This window comes from Corynebacterium sp. 13CS0277, assembly GCF_002994655.1.
Taxonomy (GTDB): Bacteria; Actinomycetota; Actinomycetes; order Mycobacteriales; family Mycobacteriaceae; genus Corynebacterium.
The window spans coordinates 116,483-136,680 of sequence record NZ_PPDL01000001.1 but is presented as its reverse complement, the minus strand read 5'-3'; the positions used below and the strand labels follow the sequence as shown (position 1 = coordinate 136,680).

Below are 20,198 nucleotides of genomic sequence, written 5' to 3'. Positions count from 1 at the left end.
ATCAAGGGTGCGCGGTGCCGGGGCCGGGTGGGGACCCGCCGGGTGGGCTAGTGAGAGGCCGGGGTTTTGCGGCTGCGGAACATCACGCCCGCCACCATGACGACGACGAGGGCGAGGACAACGTAGTTGGAGATTTTCGCGTATGCGCTCAGCAGGTCGACGGCGGGTTCGCCGACGACGTAGCCGAAGACCATGTAGGCCGCCAGCCACACGGTGGCGGCAATGTAGTCGATGAGGAGGAATTTCTTCAGCGGCATGCCGTGGGCGCCCATGAGGACGAACACCACGAGGCGTAGGGGCAGCGGGATGGGAATGTAGGCGGCGAAAATGCCCACCCAACCCATCTTTTTCGCCCAGCGTTCCGCCCGCTCATAGTTGCGGGCGGCGCGGGCCGACTGGTTGGCGGACATTTCGATCATGCCGCGGCCCCACAGGTTGCCGGCCCACCAGTACACCCAGTCGAATTTAATGCGGGTAAGCCCGCCGAGCAGCAGCGGCCACAACAGCGGGACGGCGGTGCCGACGGCGGCCAAGGATCCCAGTGCCGCGCCGCCGACCGAGGAACCTAAGAGGGCGACCAGCCACGGCAGGCGCGATTCGGCGGCCAATAGCCAGGCGCGCAGCGGCAGCAGCATGAGGCTGACGACGCCGACGGCGACGATTGAGCCGAAGCACCACAGGTCGGCTTTGCCGGGCTTGGAGTTCCACGGCATGCCCGGCTGATCCCACCAGGCAGGCTCGGCCGCGGCGTCAGTTGCGGTCGCGGCCGAGTCGGCGGCGTGCGGGGTACTCGGGGAGGCGTCACCGTGGCGTGCTTCCTCCGGGTGCTCGGGGTGCGCCTGCGGCGAGGTGTTGTCGGTCATGAAGGACAGGCTACAGCAGGCCGCCGCAGCAGCCCGGGCGGGGTTAACCCCACGCCACGTCCTGAAGGTCCACGCCTTCGCTAGCAGCCTGGGCTTCCACGAGGTCGCGGAGGTACCCAGCCGCGCCCTGGTAGAACCGTGCGAAGCGCTCATCGTCAACGTACATGCGGGCCAGCAGCACCTGGCGGGCGGCCGTGCACTCGAAGGATGCGCCCACCGCATCCCGGTGTGCGTGCACCAGGCGGGCGGCCTCCGGGGAGCCTGGGGCCACACCTGCGGCGCGGGCGGCCAGGAGTTCGTCGACGAAAGCGCGGTGAGTGGCCAGCAGGTCCGCCCCCGCGGGGCCGGACTGTGCCTGCTGCCATGCGTCAGTGTCGCCCCAGCGGGCGGCGGCTTCCTCCCGATAGGCGTCCCAGGTGTCCTCCCACAGGGCGTCCCCCGGAGTTGAGCACTCCCCGGGGTCCTGGTTGTCGTCGTGCGGTGTCGTGGTCATGGTGTATCCCTTCAGCAGTGTGTCCACTGCGCGCAGTCGCGCGCGCAGGCGCACAGCGTCCTCCTCCAGGCGGCGCCGGTGGCGGCGCAGAATTTCGGCCTGGCGGCGAGGGTGATCCAGCACGTCACCGATATCGCGCAAGGGGACCCCTGCGGCCCGGAAGACGAGGATCTGGCGGGCGCGGGTCATCTCCTCAGGCGTGTAGACCCGGTGATTGTCGCTACTGCGCCACGTCGGCTGCAGCAGGCCAATGTCATCCCAGTGCCGCAGCGTCCGGGCGGTCACCGACAAAGCCTGGGCAGCCTGCCCGATCGTGAGATCGGACCCGGACGAATCGCAAGTGGTCATCAACGGCCATCCCTTCCCTGCCGCTCACTGTGGCAGTGGTGCTCGTGGTGCTGTGTGCATCCTCCACTGTGCGGGGTTGACGCGACGGTAACGCCAAATCCAGGCCCCTGGCGCCGACACGTGGACACGCCCAGCACGTGGTCCTCCTGGGTGTGCGGGGTTAGACCGCGTCGATGATCCCGGACAGGGATTCCGCGTCGAGCTCGTCCAATTTCGCGTAGGCGCCGACGAGCCCCCGGGCGAGTTCCTTCGCCAAGCCCAGGGTGACACGACCGCCGCGCTCACAGTCGACGACGAGGCTGCCGGCGAGGCCCCGGCGGGAGATCTGGGTGGCGGCGCGCCGCACGCCCGCCACCCCCGCAGCAGACGTGTCGCGCCCGTCGGAGAGCACCACCAGCATCGCGCGGCGGCCGGGCTCTTTCCGGTGTTCCCGCTCGATGAGTTCCTCAGCCAGCAGCAGTCCCTGCGCCAGGGGTGTGCGGCCACCAGTGGCGGCGTGCGCCATCCGGCGCACCGCCACCTCGATGCTGCCGGTCGGCGGCAGCAGAATCTCCGGTGCACGACCGCGCACGCTGATGACGGCGACCTTGTCGCGCCGCTGGTAGGCGTCGCGCAGGAGCGACACCACGGCACCGGTGACTGCCGAGAGACGATCCCGGGCAGCCATGGAGCCGGAGGCGTCGACAAGGAACACGATGAGGTTGGATTCCTGCCCGCGGCGGAGGCTGCCGCGCAAGTCGGTGGGCCGGAAGTCGATCATCTCTCCGCGGATCTGGGCCCCACGGTCCGCCGCGGCGAGCACGCTACCGACGACGTTGAGCCCGTGCCCGCCAGCGACCGCGCGCACCGTCGCCCCCTGAGCCGAGTAGGCCTTCGAGCGTCGGCCCGGCACGCCTTCCTCGCCGATGCCGGCGCGGCGCAGCAACCTAGGGGCGAAAGGGGGCGCCGGATGCGGCGCTACCTGCCTTCCCGTCGGTGGTGGGAGTCTCGTCCTGCTGTGGCGGGGTGGCCGGGTCCTCCGAGGCCTGCTCCTGGGGCTCGGTCTCGGGGGCGGGAGCGTCCCCGGACTCAGGGGTGTCCTCCTCGGGGAAGTTTTCTGCAGCGTCCTCGAGTGCCTGCTCCAGCTGCTGCTCGTCCAGGCCAGTGTCGTCGAAAGGATCCCGGCGCTTGCGGTGCGGCAATGCCAGCTTCGCCGCCACCGCAATATCCTCCTCGGCGACCTCCACCGCGCCCCGCAGCGCGGCATGCGCCCGGGCGGTGCGGGCGATGACCAAGTCGGCGCGCATGCCATCGACATCAAACGATGCACACACGTGCGCGATGCGCGCCAGCATGACGTCGCCGAGCTGCACCTGCGGCAACAGCGTGCGGGCGACCTCCAACTGGGCGGCCAGTTCTGATTCCACCGGCGCATACCCGGAGACGAACTCCGCCGGGTCTTCTTCAAAAGCCAAACGCCGGCGCATGATCTCCGCGCGCACCTCCACGTCGCGGGAGGCACGCACCTCGACCGCCAGGCCGAAACGGTCCAGCAGCTGCGGGCGCAGCTCCCCCTCCTCGGGGTTCATGGAACCCACCAGCACGAACCGCGCCGGGGAGGTGTGGGAAATACCGTCGCGCTCGATGGTGACCTGCCCCGTGGCCGCCGCGTCCAGCAAACTGTCGACGAGGTGATCCGGCAGGAGGTTGACCTCGTCGACGTACAGGATGCCGCCGTCCGCCTGCGCGAGCAGGCCCGGCTTGTATTCCGCGCGACCCGTCGTCAGGACGGTCTCCACGTCGAGGGAACCCACAACGCGATCCTCGGTGGCACCAATGGGCAGGTTGACCAGGGGCCCCTGAATGAGGCGGGCAAAGCCGCGGATGGTGGTGGTCTTAGCAGTGCCCTTCTCGCCGCGCACCACCACGCCACCAATGCTGGGGGCAATGGCCGTCAGCATGAGGGCGAGCCGGAGCTCGTCGTGGCCGACGACGGCGGAGAAAGGGAAACCAACCGGTTGCATCTGTTGCGAAGTCACAAAGCACAAGCATAGCGACCAGCAACCCCACTACGGCCACCCGCACCCGCGGGGCACCCCCGTTGCCACCCCATGCGCCGCACGCAGCCCGTCTCGTGTACGCCCCTTGTCGCGGCGGCCGGGTGCGCGGGGCTCGCCGGCGCCAGACACACGTGTGCCCCCGGAGCACCACCAAAGGTGGGCTGCGGGGGCACACGTGGGTGCGCTGCGACTTAGTTGTCGAGCTTGAGCACCTTCTGAGTGTGGCTCCACACTTCGTCGAACATCTTCTGGTCGGTGGCAAGCTTCACGCCGTAGGAGGGGACCATTTCCTTGATCTTCGGGCCCCACTCGACCATCTTCTGGCCGAAGCAGCGCTCGAGGACCTCCAGCAGGGCTGCCGGGGCGATGGACGCGCCCGGGGAGGCACCGAGGAGACCAGCGATGGTGCCCTCAGAGTTGTTGATCAGGGCGGTGCCGAACTCCAGGGAACCGAAGCGGGGGCCGACGATCGGCTTGATGACCTGGACGCGCTGGCCGGCGGTGACCAACTCCCAGTCCTCGGCCTTCGCGGACGGCATGTACTCGCGCAGCGCTTCGACGCGGGCCTCTTCGTCCTTGAGCAGCTCGGTGATGAGGTACTTCGTCAGGCCCATCTCCTGCACACCCACGGCAAGCATGGACATCAGGTTGGTGGGGCGCAGGGACTTCGGCAGGTCGAACCAGGAGCCCTTCTTCAGGAACTTCGGGGTCCAGCCAGCATACGGGCCGAACAGCAGGCCCTTCTTGCCGTCGATGACGCGGGTGTCGAGGTGCGGCACCGACATCGGCGGCGCGCCCACGGAGGCCTTGCCGTACACCTTCGCGCGGTGCTGCTCCACGAGCTCTTCGTTGGTGCAGCGCAGCCACTCGCCGGACACGGGGAAGCCACCGAAGCCACGGATCTCGGGGATGCCGGCCTTCTGCAGCAGCGGCAGCGCCATGCCACCGGCGCCGACGAAGACGAAGTTGGCGCGGACGACAGACTCGTCGCCGGTGTGGACGTTGCGGACCACAACCTTCCACTTCGCACCGTCGCGCTTGATGTCCTTGACCTCGTGGCCGTAGCGGACGGTCGTGCCGCGCTCCTGGCAGCCCTTGATGAACTGCTTCGTCAGCGCACCGTAGTTGATGTCGGTGCCGGCATCGGTCCAGGAGATGGCGACCGGGTTCTCGTCGAAGTTACGCCCCTTGGCCATCAGCGGCAGGAACTCTGCGAAGGTGGCCGGGTCGTCGCTGAACTGCATGTTGGGGAACAGCGGGTGCGGGGCCAGTGCATCGTAGCGGCGCTTGAGGTAGTCAATCTGATCGGCGCCCTGCGCGAAGGACACGTGCGGGACCTGGTTGATGAAGTCGCGGGCGTCGGTGAGGACACCGGCCTCCAGCTGGTGTGCCCAGAACTGGCGGGACACCTGGAACTTTTCGTTGACGCCGATGGCCTTCGCGGTCTGGATCTTGCCGTTGACATCGGGGGTGTAGTTCAGCTCGCAGAGAGCGGAGTGGCCGGTACCTGCGTTGTTCCACGGGGAGGAGGACTCCTCGGCGGGGCCATCCAGACGCTCGAAGATGACCTGGGACCACTCGGGCTCCAGTTCGCTGAGCATGGCACCGAGGGTGGCGGACATGATGCCCGCACCGATCAGGACGACATCAGCTTCATCGGTCACAGGGTTTTTCGTCGTGGATCCGGGAGTGGAATCAGACACTTTGTTTAACTTCCTTACGGATTGCTTCTTCGCTTTGCCCTGGGCGTACGCGCCGCATCATCAGCTGCCGCGCGTAGGACTTGCCCGCGGTGCGGGGTGTGTTCTCCGCGCGCCCACCCAGACGTGGGCGCGAAGAGCCAACCCACATCCGGGCAGCGCCTCCATTGCTCTACCACCCTACTCCCCTGAGCGCGGGGGTAGGGGAATTTTGGTTGAGTTTCCCCCAAAATTCCCCCCTCCCCAACGAACGCCACAGCAACTGACGGGCCAAAACCCCAGTAACGGGGGCACTACTATCGTCACCGGGGGCAGTGCGGCACCCCTATGAACGCGGTACAAAAATTACCCCCGTTCACCGCCCCGAGTACACCCGTGCCCCGCGGCACGGCGTTCCCTCCACCCCGGGGCGTAGCAGATGTGCTTGACCGCGCGTGCGCGAATTGCCAGACAAATCACAGCCCGCCGCACTAGGTTGGGTCCCATGACTTCCAACGCATCAACGCCTGCCCCCTACTCCTCCACTGGCAACTCCTCCTCCCCCGACCTGCCGCCGGCGGCGACGTCGTCGGTAGCCTGGCCGCCCCAGTTCCGTGTGGACACGCTCCAGTGGGAGCCCGACGAGCTGGGCGAGGGTTTCTTCCACGCCACGGTCGACCTGGGCCGCGACCCGGAAGGCGAAACCGACATTGTCGGCACCCTGGTGGAGTACCGCCCGTCGACCCCGCTGCCGGAGCACGCGCCGACGGTGCTGTGGGTGCACGGCATGACGGATTACTTCTTCCAGGCGCACGTCGCCCACCACCTCGCCCAGCGGGGCATCCGCACGATGGGTGTGGATTTGCGCAAGTGCGGCCGCTCGTGGCGGCCAGGTCAGCGCTGGCACCACACCCTTGATCTGGCGTACTACGACATGGAACTCAACGCGGCACTGGCGGCCGCCGGCGCCCACGGGCCGGTGGTGGTGCTGGCGCACTCGACGGGCGGGTTGATTACCCCGCTATGGCTGGACCGGCTGCGGTTGCAGGCCCAGGAGGATCCGGCGGCGGCCGCCCTGTTGGCTCCCCTGGCGGGCGTGGTGCTCAACTCTCCCTGGTTGGGGATGATGATCCCGAACTGGGCGGAGAAAATGTTGCGCCCCGCGGTGCGCACCCTGGGGAAGGCGCGGCCGAACATGCCGATGCGCAGCGGCGGCGACTTGAGCGCCTACGGGCAGTCGATTCACTCTTCCGCGCACGGCGAGTGGGATTTCAACCTCGACTACAAGCCCTTGGAGGGGCAGCCGAAGACGGTGGGCTGGTTGCGGGCCATCATCGTCGGCCAGGACACCATCCACTCCGGGGTGGTGGAATGCCCGGCCCCCACCATGGTGTTGTGTTCTACGAGTTCGTGGCTCAATAAGCCGTATTCTGCGGCGACGGATTGTGCCGACGCGGTCCTCGACGTCAACGACATTGTGTCCTGGTCGCCGAGCCTGGCCGCCACGGGTGATGAGGTGACCATCCACCAGATCCCCGGCGCACGCCACGACGTGTTCCTCTCCCAGCACATCGCCCGGGCCACGGCTTTTGCCCGCCTGGACGATTTCCTCGATTCCCTCGGCCTCTAACACACCTCCTTGGGCGGCGCTTCGCGCAGCCGCCAGTCGCACATCACCCCTTTTTTCGAAAGGTTCCCCTGGTCTCTTATGAGCACGTCCCCCGAGCGCCCCGCGGGCGCCCAGCACTTCGACCTCGTCATCATCGGCACCGGCTCCGGAAACTCGATCCCCGGCCCGGAGTTCGATGACAAGTCCATCGCGATCATCGAAAAAGGTGTGTTCGGCGGCACCTGCCTCAACGTGGGCTGCATTCCGACGAAGATGTACGTCTACGCCGCCGACGTGGCCCGGGAAATCCAGGATGCCGCCCGCTACAACCTGCACGCCACCTATGAGGGTGCCGACTGGCCGGCAATCGTCGAGCGGGTGTTCTCCCGCCGCATCGACCCCATCGCCGCCGGCGGTGAGGCGTACCGTCGCGGCCCGGAGACCCCGAACATCACCGTCTTCGACGGCCACGCCTCCTTCGTCGGCCCCCGCACCATCGCCACCTCCACCGGCGGGGAGGACGTCGTCATCACGGGCGACCAGGTGGTCATCGCCACGGGTGCCCGCCCCGCGGTGCTGCCGGTGTTCGAGTCCTCGGATGTGTCGTACTACACGAACGAAAACATCATGCGGCTGCCGCAGCTGCCGCAGTCGATGATCATCGTCGGTGGTGGGTTCATTGCCGCCGAGTTCGCCCACGTCTTCTCCTCCCTCGGGGTCGACGTCACGCTCGTCAACCGTTCCGAGCGGCTGCTGCGCGCCCTCGACCGGGAAGTATCCGACGCGTTCACCGAGATCGCGGCGACGCAGTGGAACCTCAAGCTGGGCCGCACCGTGTCCGCCGCCCGCGATACGGATACGGGGGTGGAGCTCGTCCTCGACAACGGCGAGACCCTGCAGGCCGAGGTCCTGCTGCTGGCCACGGGCCGCATCCCCAACGGCGACCAGATGAACCTTCAGGCCGCCGGCATCGCCATGGATGGCGACCGTATCAAAGTCGACGAGTTCGGCCGCACCACTGCCGAGGGCGTGTGGGCGCTCGGCGACGTGTCCTCCCCCTACCAGCTCAAGCACGTGGCCAACGCGGAGATGCGGGCAGTGCGCCACAACCTGCTGCACCCGGAGGATCTGCGGCCCATGCCGCACGACCTGGTGCCGTCGGCGATTTTCTCCCACCCGCAGATCGCCACCGTCGGCCTCACCGAGGAGCAGGCCCGGGAGCAGGGTTTCGACATCACCGTGAAGGTGCAGAAGTACGGGGATGTGGCCTACGGCTGGGCGATGGAGGACACCACCAGCTTCGCCAAGCTCATCGCCGACAAGGCCACCGGCCGCCTGCTGGGTGTGCACATCATGGGCCCGCAGGCCTCGACCCTCATCCAGCAGCTGATCACTGTCATGGCGTTCGACCTGGATGCCCGCAAGGTCGCGACCGACCAGTACTGGATTCACCCCGCCTTGCCGGAGCTCATCGAAAACGCCCTGCTGGGTTTGGAGTTCTAAGCACGTATCCCGTGTGATTTCGTGCCACTGCCCCGGGTGCCCAAGTGCGGGCCCCGGGGCAGTGCTGTGTCTCACGCGCGGTGCGATGCCGGGGCCGGTGTGTGGGGGTGGGCGGTGGGTCTACACTCATCATCCATGTCAGCCACGAGCATTTACCGGGCTCCCCTGTGGCCCACCACCGCCGGAATCCTCGTCGCGGTGATCGCCACCGCCTTCGACCAGACGGCGGTCACAGCGGTCATGCCGACGATTACGAGCGCCCTCGGCGGGACGAGCGCCTATTCGCTGACCTTCGTGCTGCCGTTCGCCGCGAGCGTGTTCGGCATGGTCGGCGCGGGTGTGGTGACGGACCGCTACGGGGCCCGCCTGTCGATGCTCGCCGGCTGCCTGGTGCTCCTGGCCGGCCTGGGGTTGGCGATCATCGCCCCCACCATGGCGGTGTTTGTTGCCTCCCGTGTAATTCAGGGCCTCGGCGGCGGGGCACTCATCGTCGCCATCTACTCCGTCATCGGGGTGGCGTATCCCGCGGCGCTGCGCCCCAAGGTCTTCGCCGCGTTTGCGGGCGCGTGGGTGGTGCCCAGCCTCATCGGGCCCGGCGTGGCGGGACTCATCGCCCAGGCCACGAGTTGGCATGGGGTGTTTGTGTTGGTGGCGGCCACGCTGCTGCTGGCGCTGGTGCTGCTGGCACGGGTGCTGCGCACCCTGCCCCGCCCCAAACGCGCCGCGTCGGGCGCCGCTGGGCGTAGCACCCGGGGCGCGCTGCTGGCCGCGACGCTGGTGTCGTTGAGCGTGGCGGTGATGAACTTCTCCTCCCAGGTGGACTTACGCTGGGCGGCGCCGCTGTTTCTCGGCGGGGCGGCGGCAACGGTGTGGGCTTCGCGCCCACTGGTGCCCCGGGGCAATGCGTTGATGTGGACCCGCGCGTTCGCCGACATGTTTTTCGCCGCCGAGATCTACCTGCCGCTGTTGCTCAGCCAGAGCTACCGGTTGGGACCGACGCTCACAGGTCTAGGGCTGACGGTGTCCGGGGTGACGTGGTTCGCCGGGTCCACGGCGCAAGCACGCATCGGTGCCCGGGTGCCGCTGCGCACGGTGGTGCTGGCGAGCTACGGCATGATGACGGCGGGCATGGCGCTGCTCATGGTGGCCGCCGCAATGGAAGTCCACTGGGCGGTCGCTGTCGCCGGATGGGGAATCTCCGCTGCGGGCATGGGGTTCCTCTACCCCCGCCTGTCGAGCGACGCCCTGGAGCGCGCCGGCGCGGACGCCACCGGCTTCCACGGCTCCGCACTCCAGGTCATGGGCATCATCGGCACCACGACGATGGTGTCCCTCGCGGCGATCATCCAAACCTCCGGCGCACGGTTCTTCCCCGACTACAAGTTCACCGTCCTGTTCGCCGTCATCGCGGCCTCCGCGCTGCCGATGTTCGCCTACTGGGGACGCCCGGCCGCACGTAACTACTAGGACTCCGCGCCCACAGAGGCCAGCAGGCCCTCGATGTACTCGGCGACACTCCCCGCGACGACCTCGGTGGCCTGCCGCACCGGCGCCGGCGAATGCGGGAAAGACACCGAATGAGTGGCCCACTCGTGCATCGGCAGGTCGTTGAAATTATCACCCAGGGTATGCGTGGCTGAGGGGGTGCGCCCCCACTCGGCAACCGCGCGCGCAAGACCCGTCGCCTTCGTGCAACCAGAGGGCGCGATATCGAGGAACTCAGCGTTGCGGTGAATATCAACCTCGTCGCCGAGATGCTCCTCAAGAAGCCGCTGGGCGGTCGCAATGTCATAGCCCGCCGGGCGCGGCCGCAGGTCCGATTCCGGCAACCAAATCGGCACCACCGTCACCACATGGTCCGCAACCTTGCCGGCGGAGCCAACAGGCCCAAACAGTTCGAACAATTCGGTGCGGTGGTCGAGCTCCACCTGCCGCAGCAGCACCGCGTCGCGGGTGTCGAGGAAGGTGGCACACACCGCGATATCCGGCCAGCCGGAAACGAAGTCCACAATGTCGTCGACCACCGCGGTGGGAATCTCCTTGACGTAGAAGGGCTCAAACGCCCCGTCGGAAACCACGGCACCGCTACACATGACGGCGTAGTCGATCTCCATCCCGTACTCGACCACCACGTCGCGGGTGAGGTTCAACGAACGGCCCGTCGACAGCGCAAAGGTGCCGCCGGCGCGCCGATAGGCGGCGATCGCCGCCAAGTCACGTTCGGAGACCTTGCCGTCGAAGATAAGAGTCCCATCCATGTCGCTGGCGAGGAAGTGCCCAGCCAGGGGCAGTGGAGCAGAAGAAGTCATGACGCTCCCAAATAAAAGAAAACGGCCGAAAAAACTACACAACAAACACGTCTGCCCGCGGCAGCTGCCGCGCGGCACACATGCCGTCCAGCGTAGTCCTCTCCCCTCCCGGCGCGCCGACCGCGGCTGCTGCGCTACGCGCGGAAAGTACGCACCTCCGCCAGGAAACGATCGAGGTCGACGTGTTCCTCCCAGGCGCGCGCAATCGCATCAAGCTGTGCTTCTCGCGCGGCCGCGAACGAGGTGTTGGGGCTGACGACGAACGTGTCCTGTTTGCCGACGGCCTGGGCGATGGTGCGGAGGAAGTCGCGGCGGAACTCATCGTTTTCCAGCTGGCCGTGGCGGTGGGTACCGAAGGCCACTCCCCGGCGGTTGCCTTCCTCACCGATCCAGGGGGACTCGGTGGTGCGGGCGACCCGCCCGTGGTGCACCTCGTAGGCGCCGTCGGGGTGGCGCACGAGTGTCTTCGTGGGGTGGAACACGATGTCCGTGTCGAACACCCCCAGGCCCGGTACCGTGGCCTCCTCGTCCGCGCCCGCGGCTTCCACGGTGTCGGTAATGCTGGCGCAGAGCATCTGGTAGCCGCCGCAGATCCCCACCACGGGCAGGCCCCGGGAGACTCGGTCCTGGATGACGTCGGCCACACCTGTATCCCGCAACCATTTCAGGTCGCTCACCGTCGCCTTGGAGCCCGGCAGCACCACCAGGTCTGCGGTCGCTACCTGATCGGGGTCGACCGCCCAGCTGACGGTCACGCCCGGTTCGCAGGCGAGCGCCTCAATGTCGGTGGCATTGGATACTCGTGGCAGGCGCACGGCCGCCACGGTCAACCGTGCGGACCCGAGGGCGCTCGTCGGCGGCCCCAACGGCGCACCGACGACCGACTGCAGGGAATCCTCCGCATCGATCCACAGCCCCGGAATGAAGGGGAACACACCGATCGTTGGCACCCCGGTGCGCTGCTCAAGGTCGACAAGCCCCGGGGTGAGGATGCTTTCGTCACCCCGGAACTTGTTGATGATGAAGCCCTTGATGCGCGCTTGATCAGCCGCATCCACGATGTGGTACGTGCCGTAGAGGTGCGCCAACACGCCACCGCGGTCGATATCGCCGATGACGTAGACGGGCAGGTCGGCGGCCTCCGCGAGACCAAAGTTCGCCACATCCGTCGCCCGCAGGTTGATCTCCGCGGGCGAGCCGGCGCCCTCGACGACGACGATGTCGAATTCCTCCTCCAGCGCGTGCAGCGCCCGCGCGGAGACCTGGCGCAGGTGGGCGCGGTGCTCGACGTAGCTGCGGGCACTCACCGACCCCTCGGCGCGGCCCAGCACCACCAGCTGACTGGTGCGATCGGAGCCGGGCTTGAGCAGAATCGGGTTGAACTCCACGCGCGGCTCCAGCCCACAGGCTGCGGCCTGGAGCGCCTGGGCGCGACCAATCTCCCCGCCCGAGGGGCACACGGCCGAGTTGTTCGACATGTTCTGCGCCTTAAACGGCGCCACCTTCCACCCCCGCAGGGCAAGCGCCCGGCACAGGCCTGCGGCGAGGATTGATTTTCCGGCGTCCGAGGTCGTCCCGGCGAGAAGAACAGCTGTCACGGCAATACACCCACGTGCAAACAAGGAGAGATCCGGGGCCGTCTGTTGGCCCCTGGAAGAGGAGGTCGAGAGGGGCCGGCGCCGCGGTCGCGGCACGCCGCCAGGAAGGCCGTGGTGTGGCCTTTCAAGCCCCCGCAGGTTTTAGTCGATGGTCGGCAGCGTGAGGATCTCGTTGCCGTCCTCGGTGATGACGATCGTGTGCTCAAACTGGGCGGTGAACTGCTTGTCGCGGTTCGCCACAGTCCAGCCATCCTCCCAGATGTCGTAGTCCAGGCCACCGAGGTTGATCATCGGCTCAATGGTGAGCGTCATCCCGGGCTGCAGCACGTCGGTGTACATGTCGCTGTCGTAGTGCAGCACCACCAGCCCGTTGTGGAAGGTGGGGCCGACGCCGTGGCCGGTGAAGTCGCGTACCACGTTGTAGCCGAAGCGCTTTGCGTAGACCTCGATGACGCGGCCGATGACGTTGACCTCCCGGCCGGGCTTCGCCGCGCGGATACCCCGCAGGGTAGCTTCCTTCGTGCGCTCCACGAGCAGGCGGTGCTCCTCGGAAACGTTGCCCGCCAGGAAGGTGGCGTTGGTGTCGCCGTGGACGCCGCCGATGTAGGCGGTGACATCAATGTTGACGATGTCTCCGTCCTCGATGACGGTGCTGTCCGGGATGCCGTGGCACACAATCTCGTTGAGGGAGGTGCAGCAGGACTTCGGGAAACCCCGGTAGCCCAGCGTCGAAGGGTAGGCACCGTGATCGCACAGGTAGGTGTGGACCACCTCGTCGAGGTGATCGGTGGTCACCCCGGGGGTGACCTCCTTGCCGGCCAACACCAGCGCGTTGGCAGCCAGCTCGCTGGCGACGCGCATCTTCTCGATGGTTTCGGGGGTTTGGACGAAGGGCTCGCCTTCCGCCTCGTGGACGGTGTCTTTCCACGCGTACTCGGGGCGCTCAATTCCGGCGGGGACGGTACGGATGGGGGTCTGCGTGCCAGGACGCAGGGGTGCACGAGAAGTCATGGTCCCCCATCTTAGTGCCCGCCCCGGCAGACCCAAGCGGCGAGTCATGCTGCGACGGTGGCCGAGCTACGGGGCGGGGGCGTCGAGGGCGCGGAGGAAGTGGTCGGTGATCGCCACGGCGGTCTCCGAACCCCCGCCGAGAACGACGAGGGTGGCGAAAGCGAGGTCGCCGCGGTAGCCGGCGAACCAGGCGTGGGAGCCGCCATTGATTTCGGCCTCACCGGTCTTGCCATAGACCTCGCCCTGGGCTTGCATGCCGCGGGCGGTGCCTGAGGTCACGACCGCGCGCATCATCTGGCGGAGCTGCTCAATGACTTCCGGGGCCGGGGGTTCGACGGCTTCGCTGACCTCGGTGGGATGCCCGCTAATCAGCGTCGGCACCGGGGTGCTGCCGTGCGCGGCGGTCGCCGCGACCAGTGCCATGCCGAAAGGGCTCGCGAGGTCGGTGCCCTGACCGTAGCCTGCATCCGTGCGGTCGATAGCGTCCTGCCCATCCGGAACGGAGCCGGTGAGACTGTTGAGCCCCGGGATGGTGTAGTCGATCCCGAGCCCGAACTGCTTCGCGGTGTGCTGCAACTCCCCCGGCGCCAACTTGGCGGAAATATCGGCGAAGGTGGTGTTGCAGGAGGCAGCGAACGCGGACTGCAGCGGCACGTTGCCCTTGGAAAAACCGTTGTAGTTGGTGACGATGCGGTAGCCGATCTCCATGGACCCGGGGCAGGGGACGATACTGTTCGGCGTGAGCTGCTGGTGCTGCATGCCGGCGGTGGCGGTGATCATCTTGAAGGTGGAGCCCGGCGGGTACTGGCCCATGAGGGCGACATCGCCGTCGGCATCGGCGGCGGGGGTTTGTGCCACCGCCAGGATTTCCCCTGTGGAGGGCTTGATGGCCACCATCATGGCTTTCATCTCCCGGCGCAGGTTCACCGCATCCTGGGCGGCGTTTTGCACCCCGTGGTCGAGGGAGATCCGAATCGCGGGCGCGGGCTGCGGGTCGTGTCGGGTGAGCACCTCGAGCTGCGCGCCGAAGGCATTCGCGGCAACGACTTGCCAGCCTTTCGCCCCGTCCACGTCATCCTGGATGATGTTTTCCACCCGGCTCATGATTTCCGGGGCGAAGGCAGGATCATTGTTGATCATGCCCGCTTCCGGATTGACGACGATGCCGGGAAAGTTCTCGAGTTCCGCTTGGACCGGGGCGTATTGGGATTCGGTGAGGTTCGCCACCGAAATCGCGTGATCGGCGCCTGTGGTCATGGCGAGTAGTTCTTGGGCGTCGACGGCCGGGACGTGTTCGTCGCGGGCGTGGACCTCACCCAAGACTTTCGCGACCTGGGCGCTGGCGGCCCGGGTAGCGGCCGCGCTGCCGGCGGCCTGCGGGTCGACGAGGATGCGGTAGTAGGTGCCCGGGGAGAGGATCGCCGCACCGTCGGAGCTAATCACCCCGGCTTTCGGCGGGGTGATCGCCCGGAGTTCCATGTGCTGGTTTGCCCCCAGCCCGGGGTACAGCACGGAGGGCTGCCAGCGGATCACCCACCCTTTGGGGCTCTTCGACAACGTCATGTCGTTGTCGTAGTCCCAGCTGCGGTCCCGGGGAAACTCCCAGCGCAGGGAGAAGTGGGCGGTGGCGTTGTCACCACTCAAGGAGACGTCGTCGACACTGCCGTCGACGGAGTCAGCCTGCAGCCCGTCGAAGGATGCTGCGATGTCCGCGACTGCGGCATCCTGGGCGTCGGTGAGCGCTGCTGCGGCGGCGAAGTCTTTGTCTTTGAGCGCGGCGAGGAATTCCTCGACGACAGGCTGGGGAAGGTCTGGTTTCGGGGTGCAGGCCACCAGGCTCGTTGCCGCCATGGAGGCAGTAAGCAGGACACTGACCAGACGTTTCATGCGGCTCACTGTAACAGCGCAGCCCACGGCGCTGCGCAAGGCGCACCGGGTGACACCCCACGCCTGGCACGCGGCCGACGACAACACCCCGGCCAGAACCCGCACGCGGGGGCGGTGTTCTGGCCGGGGTGGCGTGTCGGGGCCAGGCGCCAGTGGCTAGCCGGTGACGGTGACCTCCGGGGAACCGGTGGCATCATCGTCCATGGTCTCGGCGATCTTCATCGCCTCCTCAATGAGGGTCTCGACGATCTGGGCCTCGGGCACGGTCTTGATGACCTCACCCTTGACGAAAATCTGCCCCTTGCCGTTACCGGAGGCAACACCAAGGTCAGCGTCGCGGGCCTCGCCGGGGCCGTTGACCACACAGCCCATGACGGCGACGCGCAGCGGCACCTCCATGCCCTCCAGGCCGGCAGTGACCTCCTCGGCGAGGGTGTAGACGTCCACCTGGGCGCGGCCACAGGACGGGCAGGACACGATCTCCAGCTTGCGGGGACGCAGGTTCAACGACTGCAGGATCTGGTCGCCAACCTTGATCTCCTCCACCGGGTCGGCGGACAGCGACACGCGGATGGTGTCGCCGATGCCCTCAGCAAGCAGCGCGCCGAAAGCCACCGAGGACTTGATGGTGCCCTGGAACTTCGGGCCCGCCTCCGTCACACCGAGGTGCAGCGGGTAGTCACACTGCGCAGCCAGCTGACGGTAGGCCTCCACCATGACCACCGGGTCGTTGTGCTTCACGGAGATCGCGATATCACCGAAGCCGTGATCCTCGAACAGGCCGGCCTCCCACAGGGCGGACTCCACGAGAGCCTCCGGGGTGGCCTTGCCGTACTTCTCCATGAGGCGCTTGTCGAGGGAACCCGCGTTGACGCCGATACGAATCGGGATACCCGCATCGCCGGCCGCCTTCGCGACCTCCTTCACGCGCCCGTCGAACTCCTTGATGTTGCCCGGGTTCACACGCACGGCCGCGCAACCCGCGTCGATGGCGGCGAAGATGTACTTCGGCTGGAAGTGAATATCGGCGATCACGGGGATCGGCGACTTCTTCGCAATGATCGGCAGCGCTTCCGCATCCACCGTCTTCGGGCAGGCCACGCGCACAATGTCGCAGCCCGTCGCGGTGAGCTGGGCGATCTGCTGCAGGGTGGCGTTGATATCGTGCGTTTTCGTGGTCGTCATCGACTGCACCGAGATCGGGTGGTCCGAGCCGACGCCAACCTTGCCCACCATCAGCTGGCGGGTCTTGCGCCGCGGAGCCAGGGTCGGCAGCGGGGCTTCAGGCATTCCAAGACCAATAGAGGTGGGGTGAGACACGGTGCGACAACGCTCCTTATAACAGCGGATGTTAAAAAATATCGGGTGCCACCGCCGGCGCACATCAGCCGCGGCCGGCATCACACGGGACGAGGTGACAAAAAAGGGGCTGGGCCTCATCCGTGGCACGCCCCGCAGGAACACAGTGTGGTGCTCGTGACGCGCCTGGGCCGGCACCGTCCACGCTGTGACACAGGTGGCGGTCGGCACCGGGGGCTGCCCGGGGGTGATGGGGGCCGATTCTAGCACCGCCTGGCAGAAAAATAACGCCGAGGCCAGCGTCACCGACCTGCCTCACAGGGCGCTTGTGACGCGCAGTTAGAACAGGCGGATGGGGTTGATGATGTCGGCGGCGATGGTGACAACGCCGAGGACGAGGAGCAGCGCGGTCACCGTGTAGGTCAGCGGCATGAGCTTCATGTAATCTGCCGGCCCCGCAGGGGCGAGCCCCTTGCGGCGGCGCAGTGCGTCACGCAGCTTTTCGTACAGCACCACCGCGATGTGGCCACCATCGAGCGGCGGCAACGGCAGGAGGTTGAACAGCGCCAGGAAGAAATTCAGCGACGCGAGCAACATGACGAAGGTCGGCCACTGGGACTGCTCGGCGAGTTCGCCGCCGATGCGAGTCGCACCAACGACGGACATCGGGCTTTCCTCATCCCGCGGGGCGCCGATGATGGACGCCGCCACCCCGGGGATCTTCCCGGGGAAGGCCGCAAGCCCCTTGACGGTGCCCTCACACATCAGCCCGTAGTACTCGGCTGCGCCACCGAAGGCAGTCAGCGCGTTGTAGTGGGTGAGCTCCAGGGTGGGCGCGCGCCCCACGACACCAGCGGCGCCCACGGTGATTTCCTCACCGTTGCGCAGGCGACGCGTCGCAGACTCCAGGGTCACATGCGCGGTCAATGTGTCGTCACCGCGCGCGACCTCCAGGGCGACCGTCTGCCCGGGCTTGTCCTGCAGCGCTGCGCGGAGCTCTGCGAAGGATTCCACGGGGGTGCCGTCCACGGCGCGGATCAGGTCGCCGGCCTTAATGCCCGCCGCAGCGGCCGGCCCTTCGCCCGTGCACTCGCTCAGGCTGCCGTCCTCCTGCTGGCTGGGTGGCACACAGCCGGTGGATTCAATGACCGGAGGCACCACCGCGTCCCGATTCGGCAGCCCCACGGTGACCGCGACCGAGTAGATCAACACGAATGCCAGCAGCAGGTTCATGAGGATGCCGCCAAGCAGCACAAAAATCCGCTGCCAGGCCGGCTTGTTGTACATCGCCTTGGCCGCGGGCACATCACCCAGGTCGTCATGGATCGTCATCCCAGCGATATCGCAGAAACCGCCCAGGGGGATGGCTTTCAGACCGTATTCAATGCCGCCCCGGTGGAACTTCACCAGGGTGGGGCCGAATCCGATGTAGAAGCGGCGGACCACCATGCCGCAGGCCAGTGCCGCGCGCATGTGGCCGAGCTCATGCAGGCCGATCGTGGCGGCAATGCCGACAGCGAAGATCAGCATGCCGATGAAAAAACCCACGGAAAACACACCTCACAAGTGCCTCGGAAGGCCCCAGCCTTCGACGACGGCGACGAACAACAAACTCACAACACACCGCACTTGGGCGGTCTGCCGTGGTGCAGCCTACTGCACTGCGGTGGGAAAAACCCCGTGGGTCTGCTGTGGATCCTCTGGCAACCGGTGCACGGTGTCCAGCACGAGCCCACTGCTTGCCACTCCCCCGCCGCGTGGTTGCCTGTTTTCGCACCCGCGGACCGAAGCCCGCCCCTGCGCAGGACCCATCCCCCGCAGATCGGCTGCAGGCTGCTAGCTTCGCGACTCTTCGTCAGCGATAGCATCCTCCATGAGTTCCCACGTGCCGTTCCAGTACCAGTCAGGGAATTCCGCTGCGGAGGATGTCCGGATGAATAACTCGCCAGTGCGACGATGGACGCCGACCGGGTGCAAGCCAACGACCATCTGAGGGGAATGCGGGCAGAACACGATGTCATCGTCGTGCCGCATCACGTACTTGGACAACGGGAACCCTGCAAAGAATGGTTCCACCAACGCTGCGGCTTCACGAATGCTCAACATGTCTTGAGTGTAGCCGCGCTTGCGTCGGGGATATCGCATGTGCGCTGGTTGTCCGCTCTCCATGGCATGCCGGTCGCCGCAGCCACAACCGCATCAGGCGGGGCTGCGGGGCTTGACCTGTGCTGCGGCTAGGGTGCGCCCCTCCACCGTCGCCGGCGTGGAGGTGGGGTTAGTTGACGTATCCGCGCAGAACGTCGTGGGCGGCGGCGCGTGCCGCAGCTTCGGTGGCAAGCACCTCATCGACGCTGGCCGGCATGCCAGCGAAGGCATCCGCCCGCTGGAGGACATCCGCCACACAGTCGACGATGCGGGGGAAGGGCAACGCGCCGCGGAGGAACTGCTCAGCAGCTTCCTCGTTGGCGGCGTTGTACACCGCCGGCCAGGTGCCGCCCTTGGTGACGACCTCGGCGGCGAGCTGGACTGCGGGGAATGCCTCATTGTCGACGGGTTCGAAGTCCCACGAGAAGGCATCACGGAAATCCAATGCCGGCTGTGCCCGGTCGACACGGTGCGGGTAGGCCAGCGCGTGCGCGATGGGGAGCTTCATGCTCGGCGGAGAGGCTTGGGCGATGGTCGCACCGTCGTGGAAGGTCACCATCGAGTGGATGATGGACTGCGGGTGCACGACGACGTCGATACGCTCTGCGGGGATCCCGAACAGCAGGGAGGCCTCGATGAACTCCAGCCCCTTGTTGACCAGGGTGGCGGAGTTGAGGGTGTTCATTTGCCCCATCGACCAGGTGGGGTGGGCGGCCGCCTGCTGCGGGGTGACGTCCCACATCTGCTCGCGGGTCCAGCCGCGGAAAGGCCCACCGCTGGCGGTGAGCACCAGCCGGGACACCTCATCTGCCGACCCAGAGCGCAGGCACTGTGCCATGGCCGAGTGCTCCGAGTCGACGGGCACGATCTGGCCAGGCTGGGCCATGCCCATGACCAGCGCACCACCGGCGACGAGGGACTCCTTGTTCGCGAGCGCCAGAGTCATCCCCCGCTGGATGGTCGCCAGCGTTGCCCCGAGTCCCATGGAGCCCACCAGCGCGTTGAGGACCACGTCGGCGTCGATCTCGCGGACGAGTTGTTCAGCGCACTGCGCGCCGCTGCGCACCGTGCCGCCCAGGGCGGTGGAGACCTCCGCGGCTGCCTCCTCGCTAGCCACCGCGACTCGCTCCGGGGGCAGGCCCAACAGACGCGCTTGTTCCACGACCAGCGCGGGGTTGCTGCCACCGGCGGCGATCGCCACGATCTCAAAGGACTCGGGGTTTGCCGTCACGACCTCCACGGCCTGGGTACCGATGGAACCCGTCGACCCCAGCAGCACGATGCGGCGGGGGCCTTCGGGCAGCACCCAGGGGGTGCCGGCGGCGGAATCGGCGGCGGAGGAAACTGAATGAGTCGTCATGGGCTTCATTCTTTCACGCATGCTGCCACCACCGCCGCAGCTGCACTCACCCCCT

The 20,198-nt window shown here is 67.1% G+C and carries 16 protein-coding genes; 3 read left to right on the top strand and 13 right to left on the bottom strand.

Annotated features, from left to right (window positions below; all coding sequences use genetic code 11):
- Positions 1–47 precede the first annotated feature (47 nt).
- The 5 genes from C1Y63_RS00555 to mqo all read right to left on the bottom strand — a co-directional run bounded on the left by C1Y63_RS00555 (position 48) and on the right by mqo (position 5,446).
- Complete coding sequence (locus tag C1Y63_RS00555; protein ID WP_146128813.1) at positions 48–863, bottom strand: DedA family protein; 816 nt, start codon at positions 861–863, stop codon at positions 48–50.
- Between the two features lie 43 nt (positions 864–906).
- The gene (locus tag C1Y63_RS00550; protein WP_106014511.1) at positions 907–1,704 is read right to left on the bottom strand and encodes a MerR family transcriptional regulator; all 798 of its coding nucleotides are present in this window, start codon (positions 1,702–1,704) and stop codon (positions 907–909) included.
- 160 nt (positions 1,705–1,864) lie between these two features.
- Positions 1,865–2,629, bottom strand: coding sequence for a VWA domain-containing protein (locus tag C1Y63_RS00545; protein ID WP_233195502.1), 765 nt, complete (start codon positions 2,627–2,629; stop codon positions 1,865–1,867).
- A 1-nt stretch (position 2,630) separates the two neighbouring features.
- Complete coding sequence (locus C1Y63_RS12900; protein ID WP_106014510.1) at positions 2,631–3,707, bottom strand: ATP-binding protein; 1,077 nt, start codon at positions 3,705–3,707, stop codon at positions 2,631–2,633.
- A 227-nt stretch (positions 3,708–3,934) separates the two neighbouring features.
- Positions 3,935–5,446, bottom strand: coding sequence for a malate dehydrogenase (quinone) (gene mqo, locus C1Y63_RS00535; RefSeq protein ID WP_106014509.1), 1,512 nt, complete (start codon positions 5,444–5,446; stop codon positions 3,935–3,937).
- A 481-nt stretch (positions 5,447–5,927) separates the two neighbouring features.
- Here mqo and C1Y63_RS00530 point away from each other — a divergent pair, with 481 nt between their 5' ends.
- The 3 genes from C1Y63_RS00530 (at position 5,928) to C1Y63_RS00520 (ending at position 10,001) form a co-directional block, all read left to right on the top strand.
- On the top strand, positions 5,928–7,052 hold the full coding sequence (locus C1Y63_RS00530; protein ID WP_106014508.1) for an alpha/beta hydrolase: 1,125 nt from the start codon (positions 5,928–5,930) through the stop codon (positions 7,050–7,052).
- A 78-nt stretch (positions 7,053–7,130) separates the two neighbouring features.
- The gene (gene mtr / locus C1Y63_RS00525) at positions 7,131–8,534 is read left to right on the top strand and encodes a mycothione reductase (RefSeq protein ID WP_106014507.1); all 1,404 of its coding nucleotides are present in this window, start codon (positions 7,131–7,133) and stop codon (positions 8,532–8,534) included.
- A gap of 135 nt (positions 8,535–8,669) precedes the next feature.
- A complete protein-coding gene (locus tag C1Y63_RS00520; RefSeq protein ID WP_106014506.1) occupies positions 8,670–10,001 on the top strand; it encodes an MFS transporter in 1,332 nt (443 codons plus the stop codon).
- Here the strand turns inward: C1Y63_RS00520 and C1Y63_RS00515 are convergent.
- From C1Y63_RS00515 to dxr, 8 genes are all read right to left on the bottom strand, one after another.
- The gene (locus C1Y63_RS00515) at positions 9,998–10,843 is read right to left on the bottom strand and encodes an HAD family hydrolase (RefSeq protein WP_106014505.1); all 846 of its coding nucleotides are present in this window, start codon (positions 10,841–10,843) and stop codon (positions 9,998–10,000) included. The genes C1Y63_RS00520 and C1Y63_RS00515 overlap by 4 nt on opposite strands.
- A 134-nt stretch (positions 10,844–10,977) precedes the next feature.
- On the bottom strand, positions 10,978–12,441 hold the full coding sequence (locus C1Y63_RS00510) for a cobyric acid synthase (protein WP_106014504.1): 1,464 nt from the start codon (positions 12,439–12,441) through the stop codon (positions 10,978–10,980).
- Between the two features lie 141 nt (positions 12,442–12,582).
- Complete coding sequence (map, locus tag C1Y63_RS00505) at positions 12,583–13,452, bottom strand: type I methionyl aminopeptidase (RefSeq protein ID WP_106014503.1); 870 nt, start codon at positions 13,450–13,452, stop codon at positions 12,583–12,585.
- 66 nt (positions 13,453–13,518) lie between these two features.
- Positions 13,519–15,339 (bottom strand): penicillin-binding transpeptidase domain-containing protein, encoded by a 1,821-nt coding sequence (locus C1Y63_RS00500; protein ID WP_106014502.1) that lies wholly within the window; start codon positions 15,337–15,339, stop codon positions 13,519–13,521.
- 156 nt (positions 15,340–15,495) lie between these two features.
- The gene (ispG, locus tag C1Y63_RS00495) at positions 15,496–16,629 is read right to left on the bottom strand and encodes a flavodoxin-dependent (E)-4-hydroxy-3-methylbut-2-enyl-diphosphate synthase (RefSeq protein WP_106014501.1); all 1,134 of its coding nucleotides are present in this window, start codon (positions 16,627–16,629) and stop codon (positions 15,496–15,498) included.
- Positions 16,630–16,977: 348 nt separating this feature from the next.
- Positions 16,978–18,168, bottom strand: a complete 1,191-nt coding sequence (locus C1Y63_RS00490; protein ID WP_106014565.1) for an RIP metalloprotease — start codon at positions 18,166–18,168, stop codon at positions 16,978–16,980.
- A gap of 306 nt (positions 18,169–18,474) precedes the next feature.
- Positions 18,475–18,744 carry a hypothetical protein gene (locus C1Y63_RS00485; protein WP_146128812.1) on the bottom strand — a complete coding sequence of 90 codons (270 nt, stop codon included), beginning with the start codon at positions 18,742–18,744 and terminating at the stop codon, positions 18,475–18,477.
- 169 nt (positions 18,745–18,913) lie between these two features.
- Entirely contained in the window at positions 18,914–20,143 is a 1,230-nt protein-coding gene (dxr, locus tag C1Y63_RS00480; protein ID WP_106014499.1) for a 1-deoxy-D-xylulose-5-phosphate reductoisomerase, read from the bottom strand.
- Positions 20,144–20,198: the final 55 nt, after the last annotated feature.